The organism is Nocardia colli, from assembly GCF_008704205.1.
Lineage (GTDB): Bacteria > Actinomycetota > Actinomycetes > Mycobacteriales > Mycobacteriaceae > Nocardia > Nocardia colli.
Genome location: NZ_VXLC01000040.1, coordinates 71,335 through 97,855 on the forward strand (window position 1 = coordinate 71,335; position 26,521 = coordinate 97,855).

The following is a 26,521-nucleotide window of genomic DNA, read 5'->3' on the forward strand; positions in this document are numbered from 1 at the left end:
CCGAAAATTGCATGCGATTTTCGGTGCGGGAAATCAGAAGTGGTGCGGGGTTAGCGGTCTTGGGTGAGGTCGGGGGTGGTGGGTGGGTGGTCTAGGGGGGTGTCGGGGTGGGCTCGGAGGAATTTGTCGAGCATGGCGGCGACGTAGGTGCGGACTAGGGTGGTGGCGCGGGCGGCGGGGATGGGGCCGATGTATTGCTTGGTGACGGGGCGGGTTGCGTCGGGGACCAGGGCGGGCAGGTCGGTGAAGTCGTAGTGGGCGGAGCCTTGGAGGGTCAGTTCGCGCTTCCAGGCGGTGCCGTGCTGCCAGAAGGCGTCCAGGGATGGTTCGGCGTCGCCGACCTCGGCGATCTGCTGGCTGCGCAGCACCAGTACGGGGCGGTCGACGCCTTCGGTGGCGGCGCGGCCGAAGTCCTCGTCGATGCCGATCTGGCCGTCGAGGTCGATCGCGGCGTCGATGCGGCGGTCTTCGTGCATCGATTCGACGGCGATGAACCCGCCCAGGGAGTGACCGATCATGCCGATCCGGTCCAGGTCGAGGGCGCGGTCGAGACCCGCGGGCAGGTCGCGATGTTCCGCGTCCGGGTTTTCCCCACGCGACAGCGCGGTGAGCGAATTCAGGACGAGCTGGGTGTCCAGCATTCTGGCGTCGGTGAATTTGTGCCGAATTTCCTTGTCGAAGGCAGCCATCGGCGCCGCTCGGACCAGTCGGCCGCCCGGAAACTCCACCACCGGCGCTTCATAAGTGTGGTCGATGGTCACCACCACATAACCGCGACTGGCGAGATCCTCGGCCAGGCCGGTGCTGATTATCCGCGAGACCCCAGCCCCCGGCGTGAAGAGAGCCACCGGATACGCCGGCCCCGCGAGTGCGGGTGCACCACTGTAAGAGTTGGTCAGCAGGCCGGGCAGCTCGACGCCGAATCTCTTCTCCAGCGCGGGAATCAGCTCGGTGGACGCGTAATGCGAACGCGAGTACCTGTCGACCTCGGCGGCCGGATAGAACACCGACACCATCAATTCCCGCGACCGCTCGGGCACGAACGGATCCGGCCGCGCGGCATCGACCAGGTGCAGAACCGTTGTGCCGACCGGAAATTGGCCGCCAGGCTGCGGCAACACCGGCACACCCAGCGGCGAAGCACCAGCGATACCAACGCTTCCCAGTACCGCGACAACAGACAAAAACACAGCGAACAACCGACTGATCAACATTCCCCCACGAAGCATGTTCTACCGGCGACCACTCCCAGGCCGCCGTACCGAAGTTAGCAGCAAACCCGTTGCCGCACCGGATCAGTCGGTGACGAGGGCGGTAGCGGCGGTGCGGATGACGGCCGGAATCTCCACGGGCTTACGGGTTTCCGCGTCGACGTAAACGTGCACGAAAACGCCCGTCGCGGCCAGCTCCAGCTCACCATCGGCGTCCCGGAAAATGGCCAGGTCATAGGTGATGCTGGAACGCCCGAGCCGCGAGATACGCAACCCGACCTGAAGCTGATCCGGAAAGCTCAACGACCCCACGAACTGGCACGACGTCTGCGCGACCACGCCGAGCGCGGGCAACTCACGGATGTCCGTCCCGGTGGCGTGCATCAACCACGCGTTCACCGCGGTGTCGAAGTACGAGTAGTACGTCACGTTGTTCACGTGCCCGTAGTGGTCGTTGTCCGCCCAGCGGGTCGGCATCGGCCAGAGGACCGGATACTGCTGCGTCACCCGGCCGACGATAGCTCAGCGGGTGTGGCGCCCTGCCGGTGGTCGCGCGGGCTGACGCCGAAGTGGCGTTTGAAGGCGGTGCTCAGGGCGAAGGCGCTGCCGTAACCGACTTGGCGGGCAATGGATTCGATGGTGGCGTCGGATTCGGCGAGCAGGTCGGCGGCGAGCGCGAGCCGCCATTCGGTGAGGAAGGACATCGGCGGCTCGCCGACCAGGTCGGTGAACCGGCGGGCGAGCGCGGCCCGGGACACCCCGACCGCCTCGGCCAGGCTGGCCACGGTCCAGCCGTGCGCCGGATTGTGTTGCAGCAGCCGCAGCGCCTTGCCGACCAGCGGGTCGCTGTAGGCGTGGTACCAGGCGGGCGCGTCGTTGCGGGCGAACCAGGCGCGCAGCGCGGCGATCAGCACCATGTCCAGCAGCCGGTCGAGCACCGCGCCCTGGGCAGGCTCGTCCTTGATCGCCTCGTCGACCAGGATGTCGAGCAGCCGGGTGTCGAAATCGCCGCGTTGCAGCACGATGACCGGCGGCAGGGCGCGCAGCAGGCGCTGGCTGGCCGCACCGGCCGACTCGTAGGTGCCGGTGACCATCATGGTCGCGCCGTCGGCGTCGGTCCCCCACTGCCGCACGCCGAGACTCAGTGTCTCGCACAGGACTTCGCCGTCGGGAGTCTTCGTCACGTTGCCGGGATGGATGATGATCTGCGGCTCGGTGGCCGGGTCGTCGGCGACGGTGTAGTGGTCGGGCCCGCGGAAGATCGCGACATCGCCCTCGCACAGCTGACGCGGCGAGTTCTGGCCCAGCATGACCCAGGCGCCACCACGCACCATGGACACCACGGTGAGCGGCGCCTCGTCCTGAATGTGCAACGACCACGGCGGCTTCAGCAACGAGCACATCAGGAACGCGCCTCGGGCACGTGGACCTTCGAGCAGACTGGCGAGCGCATCCACGCAACCCACAGTAGACGATTACACATGGTCATGAGCTGCTGAACTATGTCTCGTCTCGCCCCGCGCCGATGTACTTGAACCATGACAAACAGCAACACAACCGACCTCATCCTCGTCACCGGCGCGACCGGCAAGACCGGCAGCCGCGTCGCCGCCCGGCTCACGCAGGCGGGACAGTCGATCCGGATCGGGTCGCGCTCGGCGGAGATCCCGTTCAGCTGGGAAGACCGCGGCACCTGGCCCGCCGCGCTGGCCGGCGTGCAGGCCGCCTACGTCGCGTACCAGCCCGACCTCGCGGTGCCCGGCGCACCCGAGACCCTCCGCGCGTTCGCCGCCGCGGCGAAGCAGAGCGGGGTCCGCAAGCTCGTGCTGCTGTCCGGCCGCGGCGAGCCGGAGGCGGTGGAGTGCGAGGAGATCGTGCAGGAATCCGGCCTCGACTGGACCATCGTGCGGTGCAGCTTCTTCGCCCAGAACTTCAGCGAGGGCGCGTTCACCGACTACATCCTGGCCGGGGAGGTCGCGCTGCCCAATGGTGAGGTGCCGGAACCGTTCGTGCACGCCGACGACATCGCCGACGTCGCCGTGCTCGCCCTCACCGCGGACGGGCATCAGGGCGAGATCTACGAACTGACCGGACCGCGCGCGCTGACCTTCGCCGAGGCGGTCGCGGAGATCGCCGCGGCGACCGGGCGCGACATCGCCTTCATCCCGGTCTCGCGCACGGAATTCGTTGCGGCACTGACCGACTACCAGGTGCCCGCCGACGTGGTCAGCCTGCTCGACTACCTGTTCGGCACGATCCTCGACGGCCGCAACTCGAAGACCGCCGACGGCGTGCGCCGCGCGTTGGGCCGGGAGCCAAGGGATTTCACCGACTACGTCCGGGACACGGCATCGACCGGAATCTGGAACATCCAGGCCTAGTGCGGCGTTGGACAAAGTACAGGCTGTGCAGACGACCCGTGGAGCCGGATCGCAACGGCGCGATCCGGCTTCCGGACGGCGGGCCGAGGATGTCCCGCCCCGGATGCCGTGTGGTCGCGCCGGTCTGGGCCGACATCGAGGGGGTGGGGCAGAGATCGAACGATCATCGGTACCGTCGAGATAATGCTGACTCCGACTGCCGATCGACCGACGCGCGTCGCCAGGGCCGCCGTGTTCACGGTGTTCGGCCTGAACGGGTTCCTGCTGGCCATGTGGGTCGTGCACATTCCGCCGATCACCGATCGGACCGGCGTCGCGAAATCGACGCTCGGCATGTTCATCCTGCTGATGGCGGGCGCGGGCATCGTCGGCATGCGCATCGCCGGCCCGCTCGCCGATCGGTTCGGCAGCCGGACCCTGGTCGCCGCCGCCGCGATCATCGCGTCGGTGGCGGTGGTCGGCCCCGGCCTGGCGACCGGACCGGTCACCCTGGCGATCGCGCTGGCCTGCTTCGGTTTCGGCAACGGCGCGCTGGACGTGTCGATGAATACCCAAGCGGTGCACGTGGAACGGGCGTATGGCCGCCCGATCATGGCGGCCTTCCACGCGCTGTTCTCCGGTGGCGGACTGCTCGGGTCGCTGCTCGGCGCCGCCACCCTGCGGGCCGGGTTGGACATCCGAATAACGTTGACCTCCGCGGCAATCGGCTGCGTGGCACTGACCTTCGCCGCCTTGCCGCGGTTGCTGCGCGACGCCGGCCCGAAACCATCGATCGCCGAGCCCCAACCGGACGGCACCGAGGATCGCCCGTCCGACGCGCGCGAACACCGCCGAAAAGTATTGGCGCTAGCCATGATCGCCTTCGCCGTCCTGCTCACCGAGGGCGTCGCCGGCGACTGGAGCACCTTGCAGATGCGCGAGCATCTCGACGCCGACGCTGCTACCGCCGCACTGGCTTTCGGCGCGTTCTCGGTCGCGATGACCGCGGGGCGCCTCGCCACCGACCGGGTGAGCGGCGCCTTCGGCCGGGTCGCCGTCGTCCGCTACGGCATGCTCATCTCAGCACTCGGCCTGGCCCTGATCCTGGCATCCCCGTGGATCCCGCTGACCTTGCTCGGCTGGGCGTTGACCGGCCTCGGCCTGTCCGGCAGCGTCCCGCAGATCTTCACCGCCGCAGGCAATCTCGGCTCCGGCAAGGCCGCGACCGACATGTCCCGGGTGTTCAGCGTCGGTTATCTCGGCCTGCTCGCCGGCCCGGCCGTGATCGGCTGGCTGACCGCGGTGGTCCCCCTGACCACCGCGATCGCCGTGCCGCTGGTCGCGGTGCTGGTGTGCTGCCGCTACGCCGGGGTGGTCGCCCCGGCCCGCGCCGAATCCGCTTGACCCACTACTACTTCGGCGGCAGCAGGCACAGCGTGATCGGGTCCGGTTTCGGGTAGATGATGGTGCTGTCCGCGCCGTACTTCGCGCCGCACGCCGACTTGTCCGCCGCGCCGGTGACCACCCGGCCGATCTTGTAATCCGCGGTCGAGGTGCACGGAACCTTGGTGCTGGCGCCGAGGGGACTGCTGTGCACGCAGTCGCCTTCCTTCACGTTGAGGCGCAGGCAGAGCGTGTATTCGTTGCTGCCGGTCTGGTAGTAGCTGGCGTAGTCCTTGGTCGCGCAGTCCTTGTTCGCGCCGTCGATCCGTTGCGCGACCACGTAATTGGCCTCGGGATCGGAGCATTCCTTGGTGGCGAACTCGGCCTTGAACGTGGTGCCGGACAGCTTCGCGCACTCGCCGACCGCGACCTTGTCGCCGTCCGGGCGCATCAGCACGGCGACGCCGACGAGCAGGCCGATCGCGACCAGGACGGCGATCCCGATGACGATGAATTTGCCTTTGCCGCCGGAGCGCGCCGGCGGGGCGGGCGGAAAACCGTTGTTGGGATAGCCGTATCCCGGCTGCGGCGGATACCCCTGCGGACCCGGCGGCTGCGGATAACCCGGCGGCGGCCCGTAACCCTGTCCCCCGGGTTGCCCCGGATACGGATAGTTCGGTGGTGGTGTGGTCATGGATTCCCCTCCCCAGGGTTCACGCAGTTCCACCGCGTGCGGCGGCGGACGAACCCACAGAATCTAGCCGATCGATCGGCACTGCGTGCGATCGCCGATTGCCGACTGCGTCACAGGTAGAGGCCGGAATTGATGGGATCGTCGCGCACCGAACGGATCTTGCCGTCGCCGTCGCGCAGCGCCACCAACTCGGCCAGCGTCGCGCCGTCCGGGCAGGCGGCATCGGCCGGGGTGTCCGGACGACGTTCCCGCGCGAGCCAGGCCGCCGACTCGGCGGGCGAGAGCCGGCCGACCTCGAGCTGGGCCAGGCAGCGACCCGGCCGGGTGACCGCGGGGTGCAGCCGGGACAGGTCCTCGTTGGTGGTGATCGCGACCAGCACGTCGCGGCCCTGGCCGAGCATGCCGTCGGTCAGGTTGAGCAGCCGCGAAAGGCCCTGACCCGCGGTTTCTTTCGCCTCGCCGCGGATCAGCTCGTCGCAGTCCTCCAGCACCAGCATGCGCCAGCGCTTGGCGGACTCGTCGTCACCGTCGACACCGGCCGCCACGTCCATCAGGTAGCCGGGCTTGCCGAACATCACCTCGGGGTCGAGCACACAGTCGAATTGGCACCACGGCGCCCAGGTCCGGGCGAGCGCACGCAACGCGGTGGTCTTTCCGGTGCCCGGCGGTCCGTGCAGCAGCACCAGGCGACCGCGCACGTCGGCCGCGGTCAACGCCATCAGCCGATCCAATGCGTTCGCGACGTCGCCGGGATAGTTGCCGCGGATCGCCGGCCACTCGGGCGCCGAAATCGCGTGCCCCCGGCGCTGCGGACCGTGCCCGCCCATGTGCCAGAAGCCCATCTCGATGGTCTCGCCGACCTCCGGTTGCGCGGCCGCGCCCTTGGTCGACTCGGCGAGTATCGCGGCGGCCAGTTCGTCGGTCTCGGCGGTGACCTCGACCATCGCCGACCCACCCGACCACTTCATCGCGCGCAGCGACCAGCCGGGGCCGACCACCAGGGTCGCGAGGCTGTCGTCCTCCCGTACCGAACGCACCACCCGGCCGTGTTCCGGGCGCAGCAGCGCCTCCGGGTTGATCCGCTCGAAGCGCGCGATGTGCGCGCACGGCTGATCACCGCGCAGGAACGGGGCCACCGCGAGCGCGTCGATCGTGTCCCGGGTGGTGTAGGCGGAATCGACGGTGACAGCCCACGGGAGCCGCTCGGCGAGATCGGCCGAGGGCTCGCTCGGGTCGATCAACCGAAGAGGCTCATTACGTGCGGACACCTGGAGCATGATCAGGGTTGCCGACCGGCCCTGTCCAGCAATTTAAATCGCGGACGATCATCTTCCGACCTCACGCAGGCAGATCGTGGCCGGCTCCGGCGTCGAATAGACCAGGCCCCACTGGGCTCTGGTGTCGCGCCCGCACAGCAGCCGATCCGTGGCGCCGGGCACGATCTTGCTCACCCGGTAGCTGCGGGGCGCGCAGGGCGTCTTGCGGCTGACGAACCCGGGCAGGTCCTCGAAGCAGTCGCCCTCGGCGGCGTTGAGCGTCAGGCACAACCGGTAGCCGTCCGGCCCGGCCATCTTGTAGTAGGCGTAATCGGCGCTCGGGCAGGCATCGACGTCGTTGTCCACCCGCAGCGCCACCCGGTAGTTGGCCTCCGGGTCGGTGCACGCGGCCTGCGCGAGTTCGGCGGCGCTGGTCGTGCCCCACACCTTCGCGCAGCTCCCGGCGGTGATCTTCGCTTCGCCGGGAGCCGATTTCATATTGACGACGACGCCGACGACCAGGCACACCACGACACCGACGACGAGCACGGCGAGCTTGACCATCCACCGTGCCTGCCACGGTTTTCGGCGCACCGGCACCGCGAGTTCGAGACCCGTTGCGCCGTCACCGGTTTCGGTGGGCGGCGGAAAGCCCTGCGACATAGCTGTTTCCCCCTGAGGCGAATAGGTCCGGATGAAACTATCTCACGATCGAAAAACGACCCCCCGCCCTGATCGGCGGAGGGTCGTTCACGTGAATCCGGCTGCCTTACAGCGCCTTCAGTTCCTCGGTGACCGCGCCGACGGACTTCTTCGCGTCGCCGAACAGCATGGAGGTGTGGTCGGCGTAGAACAGCGGGTTGTCGATGCCGGCGAAGCCGGAGTTCATCGAGCGCTTGAGCACGATGACGCTCTTGGCCTGGTCGACATTGAGCACCGGCATGCCGTAGATCGGGCTGCTGGCGTCCTCGCGGGCGGCCGGGTTGGTGACGTCGTTCGCGCCGATGACCAGGGCGACATCGGTGCGGGAGAACTCGCCGTTGATGTCGTCCATCTCCTTGAGCGCGTCATAGGAGACCTCGGCCTCGGCCAGCAGCACGTTCATGTGCCCGGGCATGCGACCGGCGACCGGGTGGATGGCGTATTTGACCTCGACGCCCTTGGCCTCGAGCAGGGCCGCCATCTCCTTGACCGCGTGCTGGGCCTGGGCCACGGCCATGCCGTAACCCGGGACCACGATGACCTGGTTGGCGTAGGCCATCTGGATCGCGGCGTCCGCGGCGGAGGTGGCCTTGGCCTGCTTGGCCTCGCCGTCGCCGCCGGCGCCGGGAGCCGTTCCGCCGCCGCCGAATCCGCCCGCGACGATGGCCGGGATGGACCGGTTCATCGCCTTGGCCATCAGGTTGGTCAGGATGGTGCCGGACGCTCCGACGATCATGCCGGCCACGATCATCGCGGTGTTGTTCAGCGCCAGACCCGCTGCGGCGGCCGACAATCCGGTCAGCGCGTTGAGCAGCGAGATGACCACGGGCATGTCCGCGCCGCCGATCGGCAGCACCACCGCGAGGCCGAGCACGCCGGCCAGCACGAGCACCGCGATCATCCACAGTTGAGAGACACCATCATCGGTGGCGCCGATGCCGATCACCACGGCCGCGGCGATCGCGCCGATCAGCAGCAGCAGGTTCAGCGGCTGCTGCAACTTGCCCAGCCCGAGCGGGCGGCCGGGCAGGATCTCCTGCAACTTGCCGAACGCGATCAGCGAGCCCCAGAACGAGATCGAGCCGATGATCGCGGCGAACAGCGAGCCGACCACGATGTGCACGGTGGGCTCTTCGTCGAAGTGCGAAAAGCCTTGGCTGTTGATGAATTCCGACCATGCGATGAGCGCGACCGTGCCGCCGCCGACGCCGTTGAACGCGGCGACCAGCTGGGGCATGGCGGTCATCTTGGTGAACTTGGCCGGCGGCACGCCCAGGGCGATACCGACCACCAGACCGGCGATGATCAGGATCCAATTGCTGGTGTGGCGCACCGAGATCAGCGTCGCGACGACGGCGATGAACATGCCGACCGCCGCGATCAGGTTTCCGCGCACCGCGGTCTTCGGGCCGGTCAGGCCCATCAGACCGTAGATGAACATGCCGAAGGCGATGATGTAGAGCCCGTTGACCAGGTAGCTCACATTGTCAAAGGTATGCATCACTTATCCGCCTTCACGGGGGCCGCTTTTTTGCCCTTGAACATGCCGAGCATGCGGTCGGTCACCACGAAACCACCGATGACGTTGAGGGTTCCGAACACGACGGCGACGAACAGGATGATCTGGGTCAGGATCGACGGGTCCTGCACGTTGCCCAGGGTGACCAGCGCGCCGAGCACGACGATGCCGTGAATGGCGTTGGTGCCGGACATGAGTGGGGTGTGCAGGGTGTTGGGCACCTTGGAGATGACCGCGAAACCGACGAACCCGGACAGGACCAGGATCGCGATGTTCGCGAGGAGTTCGGTGTACATCAGGCTTCCACCTCACGGGTCACGCAGGAATCGGCGAGCACCTGATCACTGAAGTCAGGCGCGAGCTTTCCGTCGACCAGCATCAGTTCCAGCAGCGCCGAGATGTTCTTCGAGTACAGCTCGGACGCGTGCTCGGGCATGGTGGCGGGCAGGTTCAGCGGCGAGGCGATGGTGACCTCGTGCTTGACCACGACCTCGCCGGGCTCGGTGAGTTCACAGTTGCCGCCGGTCTCCCCGGCCAGGTCGACGATCACGCTGCCGGGCTTCATGCCCTCGACCGCGGCGGCGGTCACCAGGCGCGGCGCGGGGCGACCCGGCACTAGCGCGGTGGTGATCACCACGTCGAAACCCTTGATCGCGTCTTCCAAAGCCTGTTGCTGCTTGGCCTTTTCCTCGTCGGTGAGCTCGCGGGCGTAGCCGCCCTCACCGGCGGCGTCGATGCCGAGATCGAGCCACTGCGCACCGACCGAACGCACCTGATCGGCGACCTCGGGGCGCACGTCGTAGCCGGTGGTGCGGCCGCCGAGGCGCTTGGCCGTGGCCAGCGCCTGGAGTCCGGCGACGCCGACGCCGAGCACCAGCACGGTCGCGGGCTTCACCGTGCCCGCCGCGGTGGTGAGCATCGGGAAGAAGCGGGTCGATTCGGACGCGGCCAGCAGCACGGCCTTATATCCGGCGACGTTGGCCTGCGAGGACAGCGCGTCCATCACCTGCGCGCGCGAGATGCGCGGGATCGCCTCGACCGCGAAGGCTTGCACCCCGGCGGCTTTCAGCTTGCCGATCTGGTTGTCCGCGTTGCGCGGGGCCAGGAAGCCGATCAGGGTCTGCCCGTCGGACAGCTTCGCCACCTCGGCGTCGCTGGGCGGGGCGACCTTGACGACCACCTCGGCCGACCACGGATCGCCGATCGTCGCGCCAGCCGCTTCGTAGGCGCTGTCGGGAATGAGCGCGCCGAGCCCGGCACCGGACTCGATCACCACCTGCACGCCCTGCTTCAACAGGGTCGGAATGATCTTCGGCACCAATGCGACACGTCGTTCGCCCGCGTTGGACTCGCGAACGACTCCGACACGCGCGCCGCGTGGCGACTCGTCGCCTACGCTCTGCGTTGTCTCCACTATGTCAGTTCCTTCTCGTGCTGAGCTTCAGGCATCAGATGGGACGACCGGACGATGTTACTTCTGAGTAAGGTCGCCCAAATCCTCGCAACTGTACCTGGCGCTTTGTGCGGAACGCTGAGACGCCCGTCACAAGATCATGCCTGATTCCGCCGGTTTGCCGGATTCTCCAGTTGGCTGCGGACAATATGGTCACCTCCCGCGCTTTCAGCTGTTCGGATGAGCGCCGATACTGATGGTTGTCGCTACGAGTGGCCTGAACAAGAGCGCACTCAGGGGTCCATTACTTACCCGTAGGTTCGACACCAGGTCAGGGCGTGGACGCGGCTTCGAAGAGTGACGTGCGTCATGGGCGATTCGCGGTCGGGGGTGTTCGGCACCGCTCGTACGCCGTAAGGTCCTGCGGTGTGAACGACTGCGTCTTCTGCCGCATCGTGGCCGGCGAGGCCCCGGCGACGAAGGTGTACGAGGACGACATCCTCTGCGCCTTCCTCGATATCCGGCCCATCGCCCGCGGCCACATGCTCGTGGTGCCGAAACAGCACGCCACCGAACTCGAGGATCTCGACGCCGAATTGGGCGCGTACGTGTTCCGCGCCGGACATCGGCTCGCGCTCGCCGTGCGGCGCAGCACGCTCGCCGCCGACGGCGCGAACCTGCTGCTCAACGACGGCACCGCCGCCTTCCAGACCGTCCCGCACGTGCACCTGCACGTGATCCCGCGCAAGCACGGCGACAAGTTCCGCTTCGCCGCCGGGGTGATGCTGCGCCGGCCGCACGACGCGCAATCCACCGCGACCGCCATCCAGGGCGGAATCGCGGCGCTGGAGCGCGACGAAAAGCCGGGCCTCGATGGGAAACTGGGCATGGAAGCCCCGGACGAAGGAGTGCAGGGATGACCGACCCGACGCTGGACCGGACCGAGCTGTCCGCACGCCTGTCCGAACAGTGGGACGCGATCGCCGCGCTGGTCGCCGACCTCGACGAAAACCAGTGGCGCGCATCGACTTCGCTGCCGGGCTGGACCGTGTTCGATGTGGTCGCGCATGTCGTCGGCACCGAATCGTGGCTGCTCGGCGAGCGGCCGCCGCCGCACGACCCGATCACGGTGAAGACCGATGTGAGCACGCTGCCGCATGTGCGCAACGAGACCGCGGTGTTCAACGAGATCTGGGTGGACCGGCTGCGGCCGATGCCCGGCGCACAGCTGCTGGAGGTGTTCCGCGAGATCGTCGACCGCAGGCGGAAAGCCTTGGCCGCCATGGGCGATGAGGAATGGCAGGCGCTGACCCAGTCGCCGATCGGACAGGTCGCTTACGGGCGGTTCATGCGGGTGCGGTTGTTCGACTGCTGGATGCACGAGCTCGACCTCGCGGACGCGCTGGGTGTTCAGGTCGAGGAGGGCGGGCCGCGCGGGGAGCTGGGGTTCGCCGAATTCCTGGGCAGTGTGCCGCGCGTCGTGGTGAAAAAGGGTGGAGCGCCGGACGGTTCGCGGATCACGTTCGTCCTGACCGGAGCGCTGGCCAGGACGCTGCATATTCAGGTGGCGGGGCGGGCGGGCTTCGTGGACTCGTTCGACGAACCCGCCACCGTCGAAATCCGGCTGCCCTCAGAGCTTTTCGTTCGGCTCGGCGGCGGACGCACTACCGCGGACGAGCACCTGGACGAGATCGCCATCAGTGGCGACGAAGAGCTCGGCCGGCGGTTGGTCGCCAATCTCGCCTTCACCTTCTGAGTTCGGGTGCGACTGTTCCTGTCCAGCTACCGATTCGGGGCGCACTACGACCGGCTCGCGGCGATGGTCGGCGAGCCGGGGCGGGTTGCGTTGATTCCCAACGCCTGTGATGCCTGGCCGGAGATGTGGGCGGGCGCGGTCACCAGCGATATGGTGCCGCTGCGCAAGCTGGGCTACGCACCCGAGACCGTCGACCTGCGCGACTTCGTCGGCAACCCAGCCGAATTGGAGCGCACGCTGGCCCAGTTCCCGCTGCTGTGGGTGCGCGGCGGCAACACCTTCGTGCTGCGCGCCCAATTCGCCCGCAGCGGCGCCGATCTCGTGCTACCCAAGCTGCTCGCCGCCGACGCGCTGGTGTACGCCGGCTACAGCGCGGGCGCCTGCGTGCTGACGCCGGATCTGCACGGGATCGAAACGGTGGACGACCCCGCCGAGGTCTTACCGACCTGCGGGATCGAACCGCAGTGGGACGGATTGGGTTTGGTCGATCGCGCGATCGTGCCGCATCTGGACTCCCCCACCGATCCGACCGGCGAATGCGGCGCGCTCGCCGAGTCCTACCGCGCGGCCGGCGTCGCGCACTGGGCGCTCACCGACGACGACGCGATCATCGTCGAAGGCGACCGGACCGAGACGCTGATCAGTCGAGCGGCGTCGTGAACGACCACGACCGCTGCTCCAGGTCGCGCGCGCTGTAGTCGCTAAGACCTCACGTGCGGTGCGAGTTCGGATTCCGGTGCGCGGCGGAACACGATCCAGCGCATCGTGCTGTACATGTAGACCGCCTCGCATCCGCCCGCGAGCAGCCGGGCCAGGTGATATTCGAGGCCGAGGGCGGTCAGGCCGCTGCCGACGCCGAGGATGAACGCGACGTAGTTGATCGCGACGACCACGCCGTACACGGCGGCCTGTTTGCCGACCGGGGCGTGCGAATGGAAATTGAAGGTGCGGTTGAGCACGAAGCTGAGGCCGAACGCGCAGATGTAGGCGATGGTGATCGACAGCCACACCGGCAGGCCCCACCAGCCGTGGAACACGGTCAGCAGCACCAGATCGACGGCGAAGGTGAAGCTGTTGATCAGCGCGAAACCGAGGAAGGTCGGGGCGACCAGCCGATTCAGCCCCCACGGCAGCCAGGCCACCACGGCCTCGCACCATCGGGTGAACCGGTCCGCGACCGTGTCGGTGGTTCTCGCCAGCTCGTGCACGCAGCCAGCCTGCCAGCGGCAGGTGTCCGCTAGGTGATCACTCAGCGAACTGGGTGTTCAGCTGATCTGGGCTGCGGAGGCTTCAGAGGTGCCACGGTCGAGTCCGGCCCAGGCGGTCAGGCAGCGGCGCTTGGTGACGTCGTCGGCCTCGGTGAGCAGTGTGTCGAGGAGGTCGCGCGGGTTGTCGTGCCATCGGGCGGTGAGGTCGGCGAGGGTTTCCTTGCCGAAGATGCCGGAGCGGTCCAGGGCGGTCAGCCACTCGGCGTGGTCGCCGGCGTGGACGCGGCGTAGCACCGCGGGGTCGATGCCGCCCTCGACGAACTCGCTGGAGAACATCGCGGCGACCAGCTCGCGGCGACCGTGCGATTCGTCCTGCATCCGAACATCCCTCCGAGTTGCGTTGCGGCGCTGCGTGGATCTGCTCGGCATTCTTATCCCGAACCGGCACGAACGCCACTGTGGCGGGTGACATCACATTCGGTGGCTTGCGTGGCGTCGCCGCCCGGGCGGGCTAGCGTGGGGATGTGGAGCTGCATGACCTGATCGATGGATTGCCCGATGGTGCTGTGGTCACCGACCCCGACCTGCTCGCGAGCTACCGGCAGGACTGGGCACGTGACCCCGACGCCGGCACGCCGCTTGCCGTGGTCCGCGCGACCGGCACCGACGATGTCGCGGCGACGTTGCGCTGGGCGCACGAGCGACGGATCCCGGTGGTGCCGCGCGGCGCCGGCTCCGGGCTGTCCGGCGGCGCGACCGCGGTGGACGGTGGTCTGGTGCTGAGCACCGAGCGGATGCGGGCGATCGCGATCGACCCGGTCACCCGGACCGCGGTGGTGCAGCCCGGACTGCTGAACGCCGAGGTCAAGCGCGCGGTCGCCGAGCACGGGCTCTGGTATCCGCCGGACCCGTCGTCGTTCGAGATCTGCTCGATCGGCGGCAACGCGGCCACCAACGCGGGCGGGCTGTGCTGCGTGAAGTACGGCGTGACAACCGATTACGTGCTCGGCATGGAGGTGGTGCTGGCCGACGGGACGGTGCTGCGGCTCGGCGGGCCACGGCTCAAGGACTCGGCCGGGCTGTCGCTGACCAAACTGTTCGTCGGTAGCGAGGGCACGCTCGGCATCATCACCGAGCTGACGCTGCGCCTGCTGCCCGCGCAACCGCCGCAGAGCACGGTCGTCGCGACCTTCGCGTCGCTGAGCGCCGCGGTCGACGCGATTCTCGCCATCACCGGTGAATTGCGGCCCTCCATGCTGGAATTCATGGACTCGGTGTCGATCAACGCGGTCGAGGACGAGTTGCGCATGGGGTTGGATCGCGAAGCAGCGGCATTGCTGGTCGCCCGTTCGGACGCGCCGGGCGAATTCGCCAGGCGGGAGGCCGAAATCATGGTCGCCGCATGCGAAAAGGCGGGCGCGGCAGAGGTTTTCCATACCGAAGATCCCGAAGAGGGTGAAGCCTTCACGGCGGCACGGCGTTTCGCCATTCCGGCGGTGCAGAAGCTGGGCACGCTCTTGCTCGAGGATGTCGGTGTTCCGCTGCCGCGACTGGGCGACCTGGTGACCGGCGTCGCCGCGATCGCCGAGCGCAACGACGTGATGGTTTCGGTGATCGCGCACGCCGGCGACGGCAACACGCACCCGCTGATCGTGCACGACCCGGACGACGCCGCCATGACCGAGCGCGCGCACCGAGCGTTCGGCGAGATCATGGACCTGGCGATCGCGCTCGGCGGCACCATCACCGGGGAGCACGGCGTCGGGCGGCTGAAAAAGGCGTGGCTGCCCGATCAGCTCGGCGCCGACGTCATGGCCCTGACCCACCGGATCAAAGACGCGCTCGACCCGAACGGCATCCTGAATCCAGGCGCAATTCTCTAGTCCACGGAACATTCCCGGTCGCGAAGGAGTTTCACCAGATCATGACCACCAGGCTCGAGCACAACGTCGACGACACTCGTTTCGAGATCTATCTCGACGACACCCTCGCCGGCTACGCCGACTACGCCCAGCGCGACGATCCGAAGGTCCGCGACTTTCATCACACAATGACCTTTCCAGAATTCCGCGGCCGCGGCGTCGCCGCCGAGGTCGTCGAATACGCGCTCAAAGACTCCCGCGACAACGGCTACTCTGTCATCCCGACCTGCTGGTACGTCGAGAAGTACATCGGCGAACACCGCGAATACGCCGACCTGGTCGGCTGATTTCACGGGTCACCCATGCGGTGACCCGTTTGCCCTCGTAGCCCAATGGCAGAGGCAACGGATTCAAAACCCGTCCAGTGTCAGTTCGACTCTGACCGAGGGCACAACTATCGGCGGCTATTCCGCGTCGCGGTAACCAGGATGAACGCCCGGCGCCAACTCCCGGGCGGCGACCAGACGATCGAGTAGGTCGGCGAATTGCCGATACTCGGCGTCCGACAGCGCCGCGGTCAATTCCGTTTCGTGCGCTACCGCCACGGTGGCCAGGCCGGCCAGCAGCTTGCCCGCTGCCGCGGTGAGGTGCAGTTCGTGGTTGCGGCGGTCGGTGGCGCTGCGCCGGCGTTCGATGAGGCCCTTGCTGTCCAGGGGATCGATCAGGGCGACCACCCGGCTGGGGACGACGCCGAGTGCGGCGGCGAGTGAGCGCTGACTGCGGCCGGGTTCGGCGGCGATCATCCGCAGAATGCCGACTTCCGGTGGGGTGAGCCCGATTTCGGCGATGCGTTCGGAAAAGCGTTGCGTCGCATGCGCGCCCAGCTGGGCCAGGCCGAAGGCCACCGCGCGCATCGGGCGCGCCTGCCCCTGCTCGACAACCTCTTGCTCCGATTCGGCCACGCGGCTATCGTACCCATCGGATAATCGTTCACCAATAAGAACGATTCACAGTCAAGAACGGATTGACATGGCGCTTTCAGCACCAACTCCCCTCGATCGACCAGCGATAAGCCTCGAACCACCGCTCGGCCCGCTCGCGGCCGTTGCCGCCGGGCTGTTCGTCGCCGGGCTCGTCCTCAGCACGGTTCTGGCCGGTGGCAGCCCGTTTCCGTCGCCGTTCGGATCGGCCGACGACGCGTTCGCCTACTTCCGCGACCATTCCGGCGCCGTCCGCACCGGCGCGGTGCTGCAATTCGCCAGCGCCATCCCGCTGGTCCTTTACGTGGCGGGCGTCGCGGCTCGGGTGCGGCGGATCGCCGACGGATTCGCACCGGCGCTCACGACGATCGGCGGCACGCTCGCCGCGGCCTTCCTGATCTGCTCCGCCGTGGTCAGCTGGGTGCTCACCGTGCCGGAGGTGGCCACCGACCCGGCGCTGATCCGCGCGCTGCACACCCTCGCGTTTCTGTGCGGCGGACCCGGAAATGTGATGCCGACCGGCCTGCTCATCGCGGGAATCGCGCTCAGCGCACGGCCCCGACGACGGCTCGCGCCGTGGCTGCTGACGGCGGGGCTGGTGATCGCGTTCATCGCGCTGTGCACCACCGCGTCGCTGACCGTCACCGCCGCCGCTTTCCTGCTACCCATCGCCCGCTTCACCGGAATGGCCTGGCTGATCGCCGTGGGCTTCCTCCTACCTCGTTCATAACTCCCCGGAAGGAACACCATGACCACCCAGATGGCCGCCAAGCTGGCCCGATTCCAGCGGCCCGAACTGTCGCTCCCGTTCCTGAACGGCATCGACGACGCGCATATCGCGGCGCTGTTCGGACTCACCGCAGACGAATATCACTCGCTGCGTGCGGAATTCGCCGAACAGGCCCGCACGGCGGCGGCCGGACTGCTCACCGAGGCGTGGGTCGCCGCCCAGGTCGATCAATTGCCGTTCGCGCCCGGCGCTCACGTGGTCGCGCTCGGCGAGAGCAGCACCGCCGATCGGTTGTCCTGGTTCGAAATCCTGCGGCACCTGCTCGAGCTGCGGCGACCGGACGACGGGATCACCCTCACCAATCTGGCCGTGTCCGGGGCGACGACCACGCAGACTTTGAAAAGTATTGCCGCGCTGAGCTTCCGGCGTCCGGACTGGGTGCTGTGCCAACTCGGCGCCAATGACGCGCAACGACTCGGCAGCGACGGGCCGCGCGTGGTCAGCGCCGAAGAGACGGCCCGCAACCTCAGCCTGCTGCACGACGAAGGTGTGCGTTTGAGTGGCGCACAGTGGATCTGGCTCACCCCGCACGACATGGACGAGGCACTGATCGCGGCCTATCCCCCATTTCAGCAGGCGCAGATCAGCTGGCGCACAAAGGATCACGAGGAGACGGCACGACTACTACTCGACCGACCGGAACCGGCGATCGACACCCTCGGCGTCACGCGTCCCGGCTCAGGCCTGTTCGAGCCGGACGGCGTGCACCTCACCCCGGCGGGACAGATCGCCGTCGCCCGCATCGTCGTCTCCACGCTCGCCGAAATCTCCTGACCGGCAACGAAAAGGCGGCGCCGAGAACGAATCTCGGCGCCGCCTCAGTTATCGAACGCTCAGCGCAGCAGCGCGCGGGACATGACCAGACGCTGGATCTGGTTGGTGCCCTCGTAGATCTGGGTGATCTTCGCGTCGCGCATCATGCGCTCCACCGGGAAGTCGGTGGTGTAGCCGGCGCCGCCGAACAGCTGGACGGCGTTGGTGGTCACCTCCATTGCGACGTCGGAGGCGAAACACTTGGCGGCGGCGGAGATGAAGCCGAGGTTCTTCTCGCCGCGCTCGGCGCGGGCGGCCGAGGTGTAGACCATGAGGCGGGCGGCCTCGATCTTCATCGCCATGTCGGCGAGCATGAACTGGGTGTTCTGGAAATCGGCGATCGCCTTGCCGAACTGCTTGCGGTCCTTGGTGTAGGCGATGGCCGCGTCGAGCGCGCCCTGCGCGAGGCCGACGGCCTGCGCGCCGATGGTCGGGCGGGTGTGGTCGAGGGTCTGCAGCGCGGTCTTGAAGCCGGTGCCCGGCTCGCCGACGATGCGGTCACCCGGCACCCGGCAGTTCTCGAAATACAGTTCCGCCGTGGGCGATCCCTTGATGCCGAGCTTGTGCTCGAGCGGGCCGACCACGAAACCCTCGTCGTCCTTGTGCACCAGGAACGCCGAAATGCCGTTGGCGCCCTTGTCCGCATCGGTCACCGCCATGACGGTGTACCAGGAAGACTTGCCGCCGTTGGTGATCCAGCACTTGGAGCCGTTGAGGATCCAGTCGTCGCCCTCCTGCTTCGCGCGGGTGCGCATGCTGGCGGCGTCGGAACCGGCCTCGCGCTCGGACAGCGCGTAGGAGGCCATCTCGCCGTTGACGATGTCGGCGAGCACCTTCTGCTTGAGTTCCTCGGAGCCGTTGAGGATCAGGCCCATGGTGCCGAGCTTGTTGACCGCGGGGATGAGCGAGGAGGAACCGCAGACGCGAGCGACCTCTTCGATCACGATGCAGGTGGCCACCGAGTCGGCGCCCTGGCCGCCGTAGGCCTCCGGCACGTGCACCGCGTTGAAGCCGGCGGCGTTGAGCGCGGTGAGCGCCTCCTCCGGGAAGCGGGAGTTGCCGTCGACGTCCTTCGCGTGCGGCGCGATCTCCTTCTCCGCCAGACCGCGGATGGCCGCACGCAGTTCGTCGTGGAAGTCCTCGAGCTTGAACAGGTCGAAATCGGGGTTTCCCGCCATGGGGCTCACTCCTGGTCGTCGGTACATGTCGGCACTCAGTGCCACACCGTTCTCAAGTATACGCCCAGGAATGGCCGCAACGTGCGGATACTTCCTGGCACTCAGTGTCAGATTGGTCGCACTGACCTAGATCAAAGACTACCGAGTTTGCGGGCCACGAGATCGGCGACCTGCCGGGGTGGGGTGTCGCGCGGGAACACCGCGATCACCAGCTCGTCGACCGGGCGGCGGGGCGTGCCGCGCGGGATCGCGGACAGTTCGACGCGCAGGTCCGCGGCGCCCGCGTCGGACTCGCCGCGCACCATGCGACGCAGCAGATAGTTGTGCGTCGCGGTCACCGCGGCGGTGTACTGCACCCGCGCCAGGTCCGGCACCTCGGGCAGCCGGTCCCGCAGGTAATCGGTGAACAGCCGCTCGTACCGGAACACCGTCACGATCTCCCGCTCGCGCAATGCCGGCACCCGCCGCACCACCTGATACCGCCGCGCCGCGATCTCCCGCCACTGGGTGAACCGCTCGAACACCTGAACCACGGCCTCGCACACCGTCTCCCACGGATCCCCCGGCTCCCCCGCGAGAAACTCCGCCGCCTGCGCCAGCTGCGACTCATGATCGGCGAAGATCACATCCTCTTTCGATCGAAACTGCCGAAAGAACGTCCGCCGCGATATCCCCGCCGCCTCCGCGATCTCATCGACAGTCGTCGCCTCATACCCCTTCTCAGCAAACAACCGCAACGCCTGATCGACAACCGTCAGCCGAAACCGCGTGTTGTCGTCCCCGCTACGCGGGCGGATGTCACCAGTAGTCACGCCCTCACCGTAGCGAGACCACCCACCACGCCAGGGCGGCGCGGCTCTCTTTCGAATATTTCGTTTGTTTCGTATACTGCGAATGAGGAGGTGGTTGCGGTGAACATGAAGGCGGCGAAGCGCACCGAGCCCGGGAAGATCGACCCCGAGGTGGCCGCGCGCGCAATGCGGAGGATCAAGGACTACCTCATGCGGCACCCCGCCGAGCAGAACATCCGGGTCATGCAGGAGCACCCCGGCGAGGAAGCCCTGGTCCTGCCCCGAGAAGCCGTCAGCCTGCTGGCGTTCATCCTGGCGCAAGCCGCCGAAGGTCGAGGCGTATCGGTGGTCCCATCGCATGCCGAGCTCACCACCCAGCAGGCAGCAGACATGCTGAACGTCTCCCGGCCTTACGTGGTGGCGTTGCTGGAGGGTGGTGAGATCCCGTTTCGACTGGTCGGTAGGCACCGACGAGTCAGGTACGAAGACCTCAAGGCATACCAGAAGCAGCACGAGGCGAAGAGCAAGGCGGCAGCAGACGAGTTGGCCGCTCTCGGCCAAGACCTCGGCATCTGAACATGGCCTTCGTCGTGGTGTACGACGCCAACGAGAAGCTGGCCAGGCTGCGCAAACTCATGAATGACGCCGTCCCGGACTGCCGAGTCGACGGCTACGAACCACTGATCGAGGGCCTGAAGCTGCCCGATCCCGATGATCGACATGTCCTCGCGGCGGCGATCAAATCGGGCGCACAGGTCATCGTCACCTCGAACCTCACGGACTTCCCGGCAGAAGCGTTGGCCCCCTGGAACATTGAGGCGAAGAGTCCGGACGACTTCGTGCTCGACCAGATCGACCTCGATGATCGCGTGGTCTGGGCGTGCATCCAGCAGATCGCGGACTCGCACACCAATCCACCAGAGACTATCGAGGACGTAATCGACGCCCTCGATAGTGCGGGTTTGGTGGAATCCGTTGCGGCGCTGCGGGTGGGCAGTCGCAACCGCTGATCAGCCGAGGAGTTTGGTGCGGAGGGCTTGGTCTTTTTCGAGGACCATTTTTTCCAGGCCGGCTTGGAATTGCTCCATGCGGGTGCGGAGGGGGGCGTTGTGGGCGGCGAGGATGCGGACGGCGAGGAGGCCGGCGTTGCGGGCGCCGCCGATGGAGACGGTGGCTACGGGGACGCCGGCGGGCATTTGGACGATGGAGAGGAGGGAGTCCATGCCGTCGAGGTATTTGAGCGGGACGGGGACGCCGATCACCGGGAGGGGGGTGGCGGAGGCGACCATGCCGGGGAGGTGCGCGGCGCCGCCGGCGCCGGCGATGATGACCTGGAGACCGCGGGCTGCGGCGTCGCGGGCGTAGTCGAGCATGCGCTGCGGGGTGCGGTGGGCCGAGACGACGCCGACCTCGAAGCGAATGCCGAACTCCGCCAACGCTTCCGCGGCGGCCTCCATGGTGGGCCAGTCGGAGTCGCTGCCCATGATCAGGCCGACCTGCGGGCCGTTCACGTCGTGCTCACTCATGCGGATCCCATCCGTCGGTCCATACCGCGCGCGACATCCACTGCGCGGCTCGCTCGGCCTTCTCCCGCACCACGGCGACATCGTCACCGAGGATGTTGATGTGCCCGATCTTGCGGTCGGGGCGTTCGCCCTTGCCGTACATGTGCACCTTCGCGTCGGGCATCCGCGCGAACAGGTGGTGCAGGCGTTCGTCCATCGACATGGCGGGCGCCTCGGCCGCACCGAGAATGTTGGCCATCACGGTGACCGGGGCCAGCGGGCTGGTGTCGCCGAGCGGATAGTCCAGCACCGCGCGCAGGTGCTGCTCGAACTGTCCGGTGCGGGCGCCGTCCATGCCCCAGTGCCCGGAGTTGTGCGGGCGCATCGCGAGCTCGTTGATCAGCAACGTGCCGTCGTGGGTTTCGAACAGCTCCACCGCCATCGCGCCGACCACGCCGAGCTCCTTGGCCAGGTTGAGCGCGAGCCCCTCGGCCTCGGCGGCCAGGTCGTCGTCGAGGTCCGGCGCGGGCGCGATCACCACGGCGCACTGGCCGTTGCGCTGCACGGTCTGCACCACGGGCCAGGTCGCGGCCTGCCCAAACGGCGAACGCGCCACCATCGCGGACAGTTCGCGCTTCAGATCGACCTTCGCCTCGGCGAGCAGCTGCACGCCGTGCGCGAGCTGATCGGTCACGATCGCGGTGGCCTCGTCGGCCGACTCCGGCATCCACACGCCGCGACCGTCGTACCCACCACGTACCGCTTTGAGCACGATTCGCCAGTCGTGCTCCTCGCCGAACCGCACCGCGTCGGCCACCTCGGTAACCGGAGTGAACGCGGGGATCGGCAGCCCGAGCTCGCCCAGCTTGACCCGCATGGCCAGCTTGTCCTGCGCGAAGATCAACGCCCGCGGCGGCGGCTGCACGTTCACGCCCTCGGCGACCAGCGCCTCGAGGTGTTCGGTCGGCACGCCCTCGTGATCGAAGGTCAGCGCGTGCGAGCCGACCGCCGCCTTGCGCAGCGCGGTCAGATCGTTGTGGCTGCCGAGCACGACCTCGGGGCTGACCTGGGCGGCTGGATCGTCGGGGTTCTCGGCGAGGACGCGTAGCCGCTGGCCGAGCGCGATCGCGGCCTGGTGCGTCATACGCGCCAACTGGCCACCGCCGATCATGGTGACGGTGGGCATAACTGAGGGATCGAAGGACCGGCCAGGGCTCACGTTCGACAATATTGTCATAACCGGCGGAAATATCCGTCAGCGGGAGCCGCTGACCGAATTGTCCCCACTACCGGCCCGCACGCGCACGACCCGAGGCACCACCACCGGGTAGCGGTACACTCGGCCCCGTGTCATTCGTCGACGACGTGGTGAGCGTCCTTCCCAAGCCGCTCGCGGAGATCGCGTACCGGCATCGGGAACTGATCAAGTTCGCCATCGTCGGTGCGACGACCTTCGTGATCGATAGCGGCATCTTCTACGCGCTGAAATGGACCGTGCTTTCGGAGAAGCCGGTCACCGCGAAGATTATTTCCGGTGTCATCGCGGTGATCGCGTCCTACATCCTGAATCGCGAATGGTCCTTCCGGAATCGCGGCGGCCGCGAACGCCATCACGAAGCGCTGCTGTTCTTCGGGGTCAGCGGCGTCGGCGTGGTGCTCGCGTTCATTCCGCTGTGGATCTCGAGTTACGTCTTCGACCTGCGCCAACCCGACGTGAGTTTCACCGTCGAGAATGTCGCGGACTTCATCAGCGCGTTCATCATCGGCAATCTGCTGCAGATGGCCTTCCGCTTCTGGGCGATGCGCCGCTGGGTGTTCCCGGACGAGATGAACGAGATCGCCGCCGAATTCGAAGATCTGGTCGAAGAGGAATTCCGCCGCAACTGACCCGGCTCAGCGCGGCTCGGTGACCACCGCGTTCTGCGTGCGATACGCCGACGATCCGAGGAACACCGCGAACAACGCCGGCCTGCGCCGCTGCAATTCGAGCCGCCCGCCGTCGGCCTCCACCAACGCCCGGGCCAGCGCCAGCCCCACACCGGTCGAGCCGCCCGCGGAGAAACCCCGATCGAAGATGTGCGGCGCGAGTTCGTCGCGCACCCCGTCACCCTCGTCGGCAACCTCCACACACACCAGCGGATCCCGATCGACGCCGGGCCGCACGGTGCGCACCGAAACCGTGCAGGTCCCGCCGCCGTGCATCAACGCGTTGTCCACCAGCACCGAAACCGCCTCGCGCAGCCGCGATCCGGTGATCGGCGCGAGCAACGACTCGTCCCCGATGAGCTTCAACGCGCGGCCCTTCTCGGTGAACGGATGCGTCCACTCGGCGACCACTCCGCGCAATTCCTCCATCACCGGCACCGGATCGAGGTCGGCCGCGTCCTCGTCGCGGGACGCGCGGACCAGGTCATCGATGGCATCGGTGAGCCGATCGACCTGCGCCATCGCCTCCTCGGCCTCGTGCACCACCTCTTGATCGGCGTGCGTGGACAGCTCGTCCAAGCGCAACCGCACCGCGGTCAACCGGCTGCGCAGCTGATGCGAGACGTCCGCGACCAGGGCGTGCTCACGCTGCAACCGCCCGGCGATCTCGACCGTGGCCGAGTCGAGCACGTCGGACACCCGATCGAGTTCGGAAATGCCGTGCCTGCGCGGATCCGGCCGGAAGTCCCCCATCGCCAGCCGCGCGGCCCGCGCCGCCACATCACGCAACGGGTCGGCCACCCGGCGCGCGGTGATCACCGCGACCGACACCGCCGCCCCGAGCGAGGCCAGCACCGCCAAGGCCACCACCGCGACCGCCTGCCGCTGCCTGGCGTGCATCGGCGCCGAGGGCACCTCCAGACGCAGCGACCCCTTGGTTCCCATCGACAGCGACTCGACCAGGGGGTCGGAAACCTGGTCCACACCCACGTCCATGCGCGAGGCGTTGTCGTGCGGGGCCGGATAGATGATGGTGAGCTTGCCGTCCTGCGGTAGCAGCGGCTGCACCGAGCGGGTGTCCAGCTCGCCGAGCACCATGCCGTCGCTCTGTTCCTGCACGATGATCGCCGTGGCGATCCGCTCGAGTTTGCTTTGCAGATCGTCGCGGGTGATGTCCTCGACCCACAGCCAGGCCGTGTAGATCAGCGGCAGGCCGAGCACCACCGTGGTGAGGGTCAGCACGGTGAGCATGGACCGCAGGATTCTGCGCCGCACGTCAGTCGGTATTCAGCCGGAAACCGACACCGCGCACGGTGACGATCCGCCGCTCGGCCATCGGGCCCTCGTCGCCGATCTTGCGGCGCAGCCAGGACATGTGCATGTCGAGGGTCTTGGAACCGCGCAGTTCGGCGTCGCCCCAGACCTCGCGCAGGATGGTCTCGCGCGGCACCACCTGGCCCGCCCGATCGATCAGCACCTTCAGCAACTCGTATTCCTTGTTCGCCAAGCCGATCTCGACGCCGTTCACCAGCACCCGGCGCGCGGCCGGTTCCAGCCGGATGCCGCCGACCTCGACCGTGTCGTCGCCGATCCCGCTGCGCCGCAACAACGCTCGCACCCGGGCGAGCAGCTCGGCGAGGCGGAACGGCTTGCCGACGTAATCGTCGGCGCCCGCGTCCAGCCCGACCACGAAGTCGACCTCGTCGGTGCGCGCGGTGAGCATCAGCACGGCCAGGTCGGCGCCGCGGGCGCGGACCTGGCGGCACACCTCGAGCCCGTCCATGCCGGGTAGGCCGAGGTCGAGAATGAGCAGATCGTGGTGGCCCTCCAGGGCCCGCTCGAGCACGGCGGGACCGAAGCGCTCGACGGTGACCGAGTACCCCTCGCGCCCCAGCGCACGCGATAACGGCGCGGCAATCGCCTCGTCGTCTTCAGCTAGCAGTACGGCCGTCATACGCCCAGGTTAACGGGCTTACCCGTTACCCGCCCCCTACCCCTCATGCGTGCTGCCTCATTCATCGGTAGTCGCCGTGCTCGCCTCTGTACTCGCCGCGTCCGTTATCGCCGTTTTCGACATCGAAGACTTGGTGGTACATCAGCGCGTGCACCTTCTGCACGGCCGGGATGTCATCGAACTCGAGCGGCTCCGACGAGGACGATTCGATGATCAACGTGCCGGTGCCGAGCATCCGGTCGAACAGCCCGTGCCGGAACTGCACGCTCGAGATGCGGCTCATCGGAATGTCGATGCCGGTGTGTGTGAGCACGCCCTGCCGGACCAGCACCCGCCGGTCGGTGATGATGAAATGCGTCGACTTCCAGCTGAGAACCGGTGCGACACAACGCCACACGACGACGATCAGCCAGACGGCCAGCACCGCGATCAGCAGTGCCGTCCGCGTCGTCCCCTCGGCCTTGCGCGAAGCGAGTCCCCCTGCGAAACCGGCGAGCGCGGTGATGACGATCAACGTCACGATCGGCCAGAACAACATCTTCCAGTGCGGATGACGGTGCAGGATCAGCTGCTCTTCCGGCGCAAGCACATCCTCCGGATAACCCATGGCCGGAACACTACCGCGTGAAGATGCCGAAATGCCGGACACCGGACCGCGTCGTGCTGCACAATCGTCTGCCTGCGTGTGCCGAAACCGCGCATGGAGTTCTCCGCTCGATCTGGCTCGAACGCTCTGTCGCCAAGCAGTTCTGCTCGAACAAAGTCGCCGAATACGACCGTGGAGGAATGTGTGACCAAAGACCTGACTCAGCTGGAAATCCTGACCGAATTGCAGCCCGTGGCCGAGCAGAATCTCAACCGGCATCTGGCGCTGGCCAAGGACTGGCACCCGCACGACTACATCCCGTGGGACGAGGGCCGCAATTTCGCCGCGATGGGCGGACAGGACTGGGCGCCGGAGCAATCCAAGCTGAGCGAGGTGGCCAAGGTCGCCATGATCACCAACCTGCTCACCGAGGACAACCTGCCCTCCTACCACCGCGAGATCGCCGAGAACTTCTCCCAGGACGGCGCCTGGGGCACCTGGGTCGGCCGCTGGACCGCCGAGGAGAACCGGCACGGCATCGCGATCCGCGACTACCTGGTGGTCACCCGCGGCGTCGATCCGGTCGCGCTCGAAGCGGCGCGGATGATCCACATGACGAACGGGGTTGCCGCGCCGGATAACTGGGGCGGATTC

31 protein-coding genes, 1 tRNA gene and 1 pseudogene are annotated in these 26,521 nt (G+C 67.6%); 14 read left to right on the top strand and 19 right to left on the bottom strand.

Annotated elements, in window-relative coordinates:
* Nucleotides 1-50 precede the first annotated feature (50 nt).
* The 3 genes from F3087_RS43150 to F3087_RS43160 all read right to left on the bottom strand — a co-directional run bounded on the left by F3087_RS43150 (nucleotide 51) and on the right by F3087_RS43160 (nucleotide 2,668).
* Nucleotides 51-1,121: an alpha/beta hydrolase family protein gene (locus F3087_RS43150; RefSeq protein WP_150407988.1), complete on the bottom strand. Its 1,071-nt coding sequence runs from the start codon at nucleotides 1,119-1,121 to the stop codon at nucleotides 51-53.
* Between the two features lie 174 nt (nucleotides 1,122-1,295).
* On the bottom strand, nucleotides 1,296-1,688 hold the full coding sequence (locus F3087_RS43155; protein ID WP_150408015.1) for an acyl-CoA thioesterase: 393 nt from the start codon (nucleotides 1,686-1,688) through the stop codon (nucleotides 1,296-1,298).
* Between the two features lie 26 nt (nucleotides 1,689-1,714).
* On the bottom strand, nucleotides 1,715-2,668 hold the full coding sequence (locus F3087_RS43160) for an AraC family transcriptional regulator (RefSeq protein ID WP_150407989.1): 954 nt from the start codon (nucleotides 2,666-2,668) through the stop codon (nucleotides 1,715-1,717).
* A gap of 81 nt (nucleotides 2,669-2,749) precedes the next feature.
* On the opposite strand from F3087_RS43160, the gene F3087_RS43165 reads away from it, so the two are divergent.
* Both F3087_RS43165 and F3087_RS43170 read left to right on the top strand, forming a co-directional pair.
* Nucleotides 2,750-3,592 (top strand): NAD(P)H-binding protein, encoded by an 843-nt coding sequence (locus F3087_RS43165; RefSeq protein ID WP_150407990.1) that lies wholly within the window; start codon nucleotides 2,750-2,752, stop codon nucleotides 3,590-3,592.
* Nucleotides 3,593-3,775: 183 nt separating this feature from the next.
* On the top strand, nucleotides 3,776-4,975 hold the full coding sequence (locus tag F3087_RS43170; RefSeq protein WP_150407991.1) for an MFS transporter: 1,200 nt from the start codon (nucleotides 3,776-3,778) through the stop codon (nucleotides 4,973-4,975).
* Between the two features lie 7 nt (nucleotides 4,976-4,982).
* Here F3087_RS43170 and F3087_RS43175 read toward each other — a convergent pair whose 3' ends face one another.
* The 6 genes from F3087_RS43175 to F3087_RS43200 all read right to left on the bottom strand — a co-directional run bounded on the left by F3087_RS43175 (nucleotide 4,983) and on the right by F3087_RS43200 (nucleotide 10,539).
* Nucleotides 4,983-5,648: an LppU/SCO3897 family protein gene (locus tag F3087_RS43175; protein ID WP_150407992.1), complete on the bottom strand. Its 666-nt coding sequence runs from the start codon at nucleotides 5,646-5,648 to the stop codon at nucleotides 4,983-4,985.
* A gap of 110 nt (nucleotides 5,649-5,758) precedes the next feature.
* The gene (locus tag F3087_RS43180; RefSeq protein ID WP_191094433.1) at nucleotides 5,759-6,925 is read right to left on the bottom strand and encodes a DUF5925 domain-containing protein; all 1,167 of its coding nucleotides are present in this window, start codon (nucleotides 6,923-6,925) and stop codon (nucleotides 5,759-5,761) included.
* Between the two features lie 48 nt (nucleotides 6,926-6,973).
* Nucleotides 6,974-7,567 carry an LppU/SCO3897 family protein gene (locus F3087_RS43185; RefSeq protein WP_150407993.1) on the bottom strand — a complete coding sequence of 198 codons (594 nt, stop codon included), beginning with the start codon at nucleotides 7,565-7,567 and terminating at the stop codon, nucleotides 6,974-6,976.
* A 106-nt stretch (nucleotides 7,568-7,673) separates the two neighbouring features.
* Nucleotides 7,674-9,089: an NAD(P)(+) transhydrogenase (Re/Si-specific) subunit beta gene (locus F3087_RS43190; RefSeq protein ID WP_150408017.1), complete on the bottom strand. Its 1,416-nt coding sequence runs from the start codon at nucleotides 9,087-9,089 to the stop codon at nucleotides 7,674-7,676.
* Between the two features lie 17 nt (nucleotides 9,090-9,106).
* Nucleotides 9,107-9,421, bottom strand: a complete 315-nt coding sequence (locus F3087_RS43195) for an NAD(P) transhydrogenase subunit alpha (RefSeq protein WP_069165014.1) — start codon at nucleotides 9,419-9,421, stop codon at nucleotides 9,107-9,109.
* Nucleotides 9,421-10,539 (bottom strand): Re/Si-specific NAD(P)(+) transhydrogenase subunit alpha, encoded by a 1,119-nt coding sequence (locus F3087_RS43200; RefSeq protein ID WP_150407994.1) that lies wholly within the window; start codon nucleotides 10,537-10,539, stop codon nucleotides 9,421-9,423. Before F3087_RS43200 ends, F3087_RS43195 begins: the two co-directional genes overlap by 1 nt.
* A gap of 407 nt (nucleotides 10,540-10,946) precedes the next feature.
* Between F3087_RS43200 and F3087_RS43205 the strand changes: the two genes are divergently transcribed.
* Genes F3087_RS43205 through F3087_RS43215 form a run of 3 tightly spaced genes read left to right on the top strand, consistent with a single transcriptional unit; the run spans nucleotide 10,947 to nucleotide 12,934 of the window.
* The gene (locus F3087_RS43205) at nucleotides 10,947-11,438 is read left to right on the top strand and encodes an HIT family protein (protein ID WP_150407995.1); all 492 of its coding nucleotides are present in this window, start codon (nucleotides 10,947-10,949) and stop codon (nucleotides 11,436-11,438) included.
* On the top strand, nucleotides 11,435-12,274 hold the full coding sequence (locus F3087_RS43210) for a maleylpyruvate isomerase family mycothiol-dependent enzyme (RefSeq protein ID WP_150407996.1): 840 nt from the start codon (nucleotides 11,435-11,437) through the stop codon (nucleotides 12,272-12,274). The genes F3087_RS43205 and F3087_RS43210 overlap by 4 nt, the downstream gene beginning before the upstream one ends.
* Nucleotides 12,275-12,280: 6 nt before the next feature.
* Nucleotides 12,281-12,934, top strand: a complete 654-nt coding sequence (locus tag F3087_RS43215; protein WP_150407997.1) for a Type 1 glutamine amidotransferase-like domain-containing protein — start codon at nucleotides 12,281-12,283, stop codon at nucleotides 12,932-12,934.
* A 41-nt stretch (nucleotides 12,935-12,975) separates the two neighbouring features.
* On the opposite strand, the gene F3087_RS43220 is transcribed toward F3087_RS43215, so the two are convergent.
* The gene (locus F3087_RS43220) at nucleotides 12,976-13,482 is read right to left on the bottom strand and encodes a GtrA family protein (protein WP_150407998.1); all 507 of its coding nucleotides are present in this window, start codon (nucleotides 13,480-13,482) and stop codon (nucleotides 12,976-12,978) included.
* 57 nt (nucleotides 13,483-13,539) lie between these two features.
* A complete protein-coding gene (locus F3087_RS43225; RefSeq protein ID WP_150407999.1) occupies nucleotides 13,540-13,860 on the bottom strand; it encodes a hypothetical protein in 321 nt (106 codons plus the stop codon).
* A 146-nt stretch (nucleotides 13,861-14,006) separates the two neighbouring features.
* Between F3087_RS43225 and F3087_RS43230 the strand changes: the two genes are divergently transcribed.
* The 3 genes from F3087_RS43230 to F3087_RS43240 all read left to right on the top strand — a co-directional run bounded on the left by F3087_RS43230 (nucleotide 14,007) and on the right by F3087_RS43240 (nucleotide 15,795).
* Nucleotides 14,007-15,365: an FAD-binding oxidoreductase gene (locus F3087_RS43230; RefSeq protein WP_150408000.1), complete on the top strand. Its 1,359-nt coding sequence runs from the start codon at nucleotides 14,007-14,009 to the stop codon at nucleotides 15,363-15,365.
* 41 nt (nucleotides 15,366-15,406) lie between these two features.
* Nucleotides 15,407-15,691: a GNAT family N-acetyltransferase gene (locus tag F3087_RS43235; RefSeq protein WP_150408001.1), complete on the top strand. Its 285-nt coding sequence runs from the start codon at nucleotides 15,407-15,409 to the stop codon at nucleotides 15,689-15,691.
* A 31-nt stretch (nucleotides 15,692-15,722) separates the two neighbouring features.
* Nucleotides 15,723-15,795 (top strand) — tRNA-Leu (locus tag F3087_RS43240).
* Between the two features lie 13 nt (nucleotides 15,796-15,808).
* Here the strand turns inward: F3087_RS43240 and F3087_RS43245 are convergent.
* Nucleotides 15,809-16,306: a MarR family winged helix-turn-helix transcriptional regulator gene (locus tag F3087_RS43245; RefSeq protein WP_223885790.1), complete on the bottom strand. Its 498-nt coding sequence runs from the start codon at nucleotides 16,304-16,306 to the stop codon at nucleotides 15,809-15,811.
* A 67-nt stretch (nucleotides 16,307-16,373) separates the two neighbouring features.
* Between F3087_RS43245 and F3087_RS43250 the strand changes: the two genes are divergently transcribed.
* Both F3087_RS43250 and F3087_RS43255 read left to right on the top strand, forming a co-directional pair.
* A complete protein-coding gene (locus tag F3087_RS43250; RefSeq protein WP_223885791.1) occupies nucleotides 16,374-17,054 on the top strand; it encodes a hypothetical protein in 681 nt (226 codons plus the stop codon).
* Between the two features lie 18 nt (nucleotides 17,055-17,072).
* A complete protein-coding gene (locus tag F3087_RS43255) occupies nucleotides 17,073-17,888 on the top strand; it encodes an SGNH/GDSL hydrolase family protein (protein ID WP_150408002.1) in 816 nt (271 codons plus the stop codon).
* A 59-nt stretch (nucleotides 17,889-17,947) separates the two neighbouring features.
* Here F3087_RS43255 and F3087_RS43260 read toward each other — a convergent pair whose 3' ends face one another.
* Nucleotides 17,948-19,105, bottom strand: a complete 1,158-nt coding sequence (locus F3087_RS43260; protein WP_150408003.1) for an acyl-CoA dehydrogenase — start codon at nucleotides 19,103-19,105, stop codon at nucleotides 17,948-17,950.
* A gap of 131 nt (nucleotides 19,106-19,236) precedes the next feature.
* Nucleotides 19,237-19,917 carry a TetR family transcriptional regulator gene (locus F3087_RS43265; protein ID WP_150408004.1) on the bottom strand — a complete coding sequence of 227 codons (681 nt, stop codon included), beginning with the start codon at nucleotides 19,915-19,917 and terminating at the stop codon, nucleotides 19,237-19,239.
* 105 nt (nucleotides 19,918-20,022) lie between these two features.
* Here F3087_RS43265 and F3087_RS43270 point away from each other — a divergent pair, with 105 nt between their 5' ends.
* Nucleotides 20,023-20,472 (top strand): helix-turn-helix domain-containing protein, encoded by a 450-nt coding sequence (locus F3087_RS43270; RefSeq protein WP_150408020.1) that lies wholly within the window; start codon nucleotides 20,023-20,025, stop codon nucleotides 20,470-20,472.
* A gap of 2 nt (nucleotides 20,473-20,474) precedes the next feature.
* Nucleotides 20,475-20,906, top strand: a complete 432-nt coding sequence (locus F3087_RS43275) for a PIN domain-containing protein (RefSeq protein ID WP_150408005.1) — start codon at nucleotides 20,475-20,477, stop codon at nucleotides 20,904-20,906.
* Here F3087_RS43275 and purE read toward each other — a convergent pair whose 3' ends face one another.
* Together purE and F3087_RS43285 are read right to left on the bottom strand one after the other, a co-directional pair.
* Nucleotides 20,907-21,422, bottom strand: a complete 516-nt coding sequence (gene purE / locus F3087_RS43280) for a 5-(carboxyamino)imidazole ribonucleotide mutase (protein ID WP_150408006.1) — start codon at nucleotides 21,420-21,422, stop codon at nucleotides 20,907-20,909.
* Entirely contained in the window at nucleotides 21,415-22,587 is a 1,173-nt protein-coding gene (locus tag F3087_RS43285) for a 5-(carboxyamino)imidazole ribonucleotide synthase (protein ID WP_396897618.1), read from the bottom strand. Before F3087_RS43285 ends, purE begins: the two co-directional genes overlap by 8 nt.
* Before the next feature lie 161 nt (nucleotides 22,588-22,748).
* Between F3087_RS43285 and F3087_RS43290 the strand changes: the two are divergent.
* Nucleotides 22,749-23,273 (top strand): annotated as a pseudogene (locus F3087_RS43290) (GtrA family protein); the annotation flags it as partial.
* A 21-nt stretch (nucleotides 23,274-23,294) separates the two neighbouring features.
* Here F3087_RS43290 and F3087_RS43295 read toward each other — a convergent pair.
* The 3 genes from F3087_RS43295 to F3087_RS43305 form a co-directional block, all read right to left on the bottom strand.
* On the bottom strand, nucleotides 23,295-24,602 hold the full coding sequence (locus F3087_RS43295; RefSeq protein WP_150408009.1) for a sensor histidine kinase: 1,308 nt from the start codon (nucleotides 24,600-24,602) through the stop codon (nucleotides 23,295-23,297).
* A 1-nt stretch (nucleotide 24,603) separates the two neighbouring features.
* Nucleotides 24,604-25,281, bottom strand: coding sequence for a response regulator transcription factor (locus tag F3087_RS43300; protein WP_150408010.1), 678 nt, complete (start codon nucleotides 25,279-25,281; stop codon nucleotides 24,604-24,606).
* Nucleotides 25,282-25,342: 61 nt separating this feature from the next.
* Nucleotides 25,343-25,888, bottom strand: a complete 546-nt coding sequence (locus F3087_RS43305) for a PH domain-containing protein (RefSeq protein ID WP_150408011.1) — start codon at nucleotides 25,886-25,888, stop codon at nucleotides 25,343-25,345.
* Between the two features lie 183 nt (nucleotides 25,889-26,071).
* On the opposite strand from F3087_RS43305, the gene F3087_RS43310 reads away from it, so the two are divergent.
* A partial coding sequence (locus F3087_RS43310; protein ID WP_191094434.1) for an acyl-ACP desaturase occupies nucleotides 26,072-26,521 on the top strand: 450 nt, incomplete at its 3' end.

What these genes read in the sequence shown, in the direction of transcription:
- F3087_RS43155 (WP_150408015.1), bottom strand. Translation starts at nt 1,688, where the DNA reads ATGCCGACCCGCTGGGCGGACAACGACCACTACGGGCACGTGAACAAC.
- F3087_RS43165 (WP_150407990.1), top strand. Translation starts at nt 2,750, where the DNA reads ATGACAAACAGCAACACAACCGACCTCATCCTCGTCACCGGCGCGACC.
- F3087_RS43170 (WP_150407991.1), top strand. Translation starts at nt 3,776, where the DNA reads ATGCTGACTCCGACTGCCGATCGACCGACGCGCGTCGCCAGGGCCGCC.
- F3087_RS43175 (WP_150407992.1), bottom strand. Translation starts at nt 5,648, where the DNA reads ATGACCACACCACCACCGAACTATCCGTATCCGGGGCAACCCGGGGGA.
- F3087_RS43180 (WP_191094433.1), bottom strand. Translation starts at nt 6,925, where the DNA reads ATGCTCCAGGTGTCCGCACGTAATGAGCCTCTTCGGTTGATCGACCCG.
- F3087_RS43185 (WP_150407993.1), bottom strand. Translation starts at nt 7,567, where the DNA reads ATGTCGCAGGGCTTTCCGCCGCCCACCGAAACCGGTGACGGCGCAACG.
- F3087_RS43195 (WP_069165014.1), bottom strand. Translation starts at nt 9,421, where the DNA reads ATGTACACCGAACTCCTCGCGAACATCGCGATCCTGGTCCTGTCCGGG.
- F3087_RS43210 (WP_150407996.1), top strand. Translation starts at nt 11,435, where the DNA reads ATGACCGACCCGACGCTGGACCGGACCGAGCTGTCCGCACGCCTGTCC.
- F3087_RS43225 (WP_150407999.1), bottom strand. Translation starts at nt 13,860, where the DNA reads ATGCAGGACGAATCGCACGGTCGCCGCGAGCTGGTCGCCGCGATGTTC.
- F3087_RS43235 (WP_150408001.1), top strand. Translation starts at nt 15,407, where the DNA reads ATGACCACCAGGCTCGAGCACAACGTCGACGACACTCGTTTCGAGATC.
- F3087_RS43250 (WP_223885791.1), top strand. Translation starts at nt 16,374, where the DNA reads ATGGCGCTTTCAGCACCAACTCCCCTCGATCGACCAGCGATAAGCCTC.
- F3087_RS43255 (WP_150408002.1), top strand. Translation starts at nt 17,073, where the DNA reads ATGACCACCCAGATGGCCGCCAAGCTGGCCCGATTCCAGCGGCCCGAA.
- F3087_RS43260 (WP_150408003.1), bottom strand. Translation starts at nt 19,105, where the DNA reads ATGGCGGGAAACCCCGATTTCGACCTGTTCAAGCTCGAGGACTTCCAC.
- F3087_RS43270 (WP_150408020.1), top strand. Translation starts at nt 20,023, where the DNA reads ATGAAGGCGGCGAAGCGCACCGAGCCCGGGAAGATCGACCCCGAGGTG.
- F3087_RS43275 (WP_150408005.1), top strand. Translation starts at nt 20,475, where the DNA reads ATGGCCTTCGTCGTGGTGTACGACGCCAACGAGAAGCTGGCCAGGCTG.
- purE (WP_150408006.1), bottom strand. Translation starts at nt 21,422, where the DNA reads ATGAGTGAGCACGACGTGAACGGCCCGCAGGTCGGCCTGATCATGGGC.
- F3087_RS43285 (WP_396897618.1), bottom strand. Translation starts at nt 22,587, where the DNA reads ATGCCCACCGTCACCATGATCGGCGGTGGCCAGTTGGCGCGTATGACG.
- F3087_RS43300 (WP_150408010.1), bottom strand. Translation starts at nt 25,281, where the DNA reads ATGACGGCCGTACTGCTAGCTGAAGACGACGAGGCGATTGCCGCGCCG.
- F3087_RS43305 (WP_150408011.1), bottom strand. Translation starts at nt 25,888, where the DNA reads ATGGGTTATCCGGAGGATGTGCTTGCGCCGGAAGAGCAGCTGATCCTG.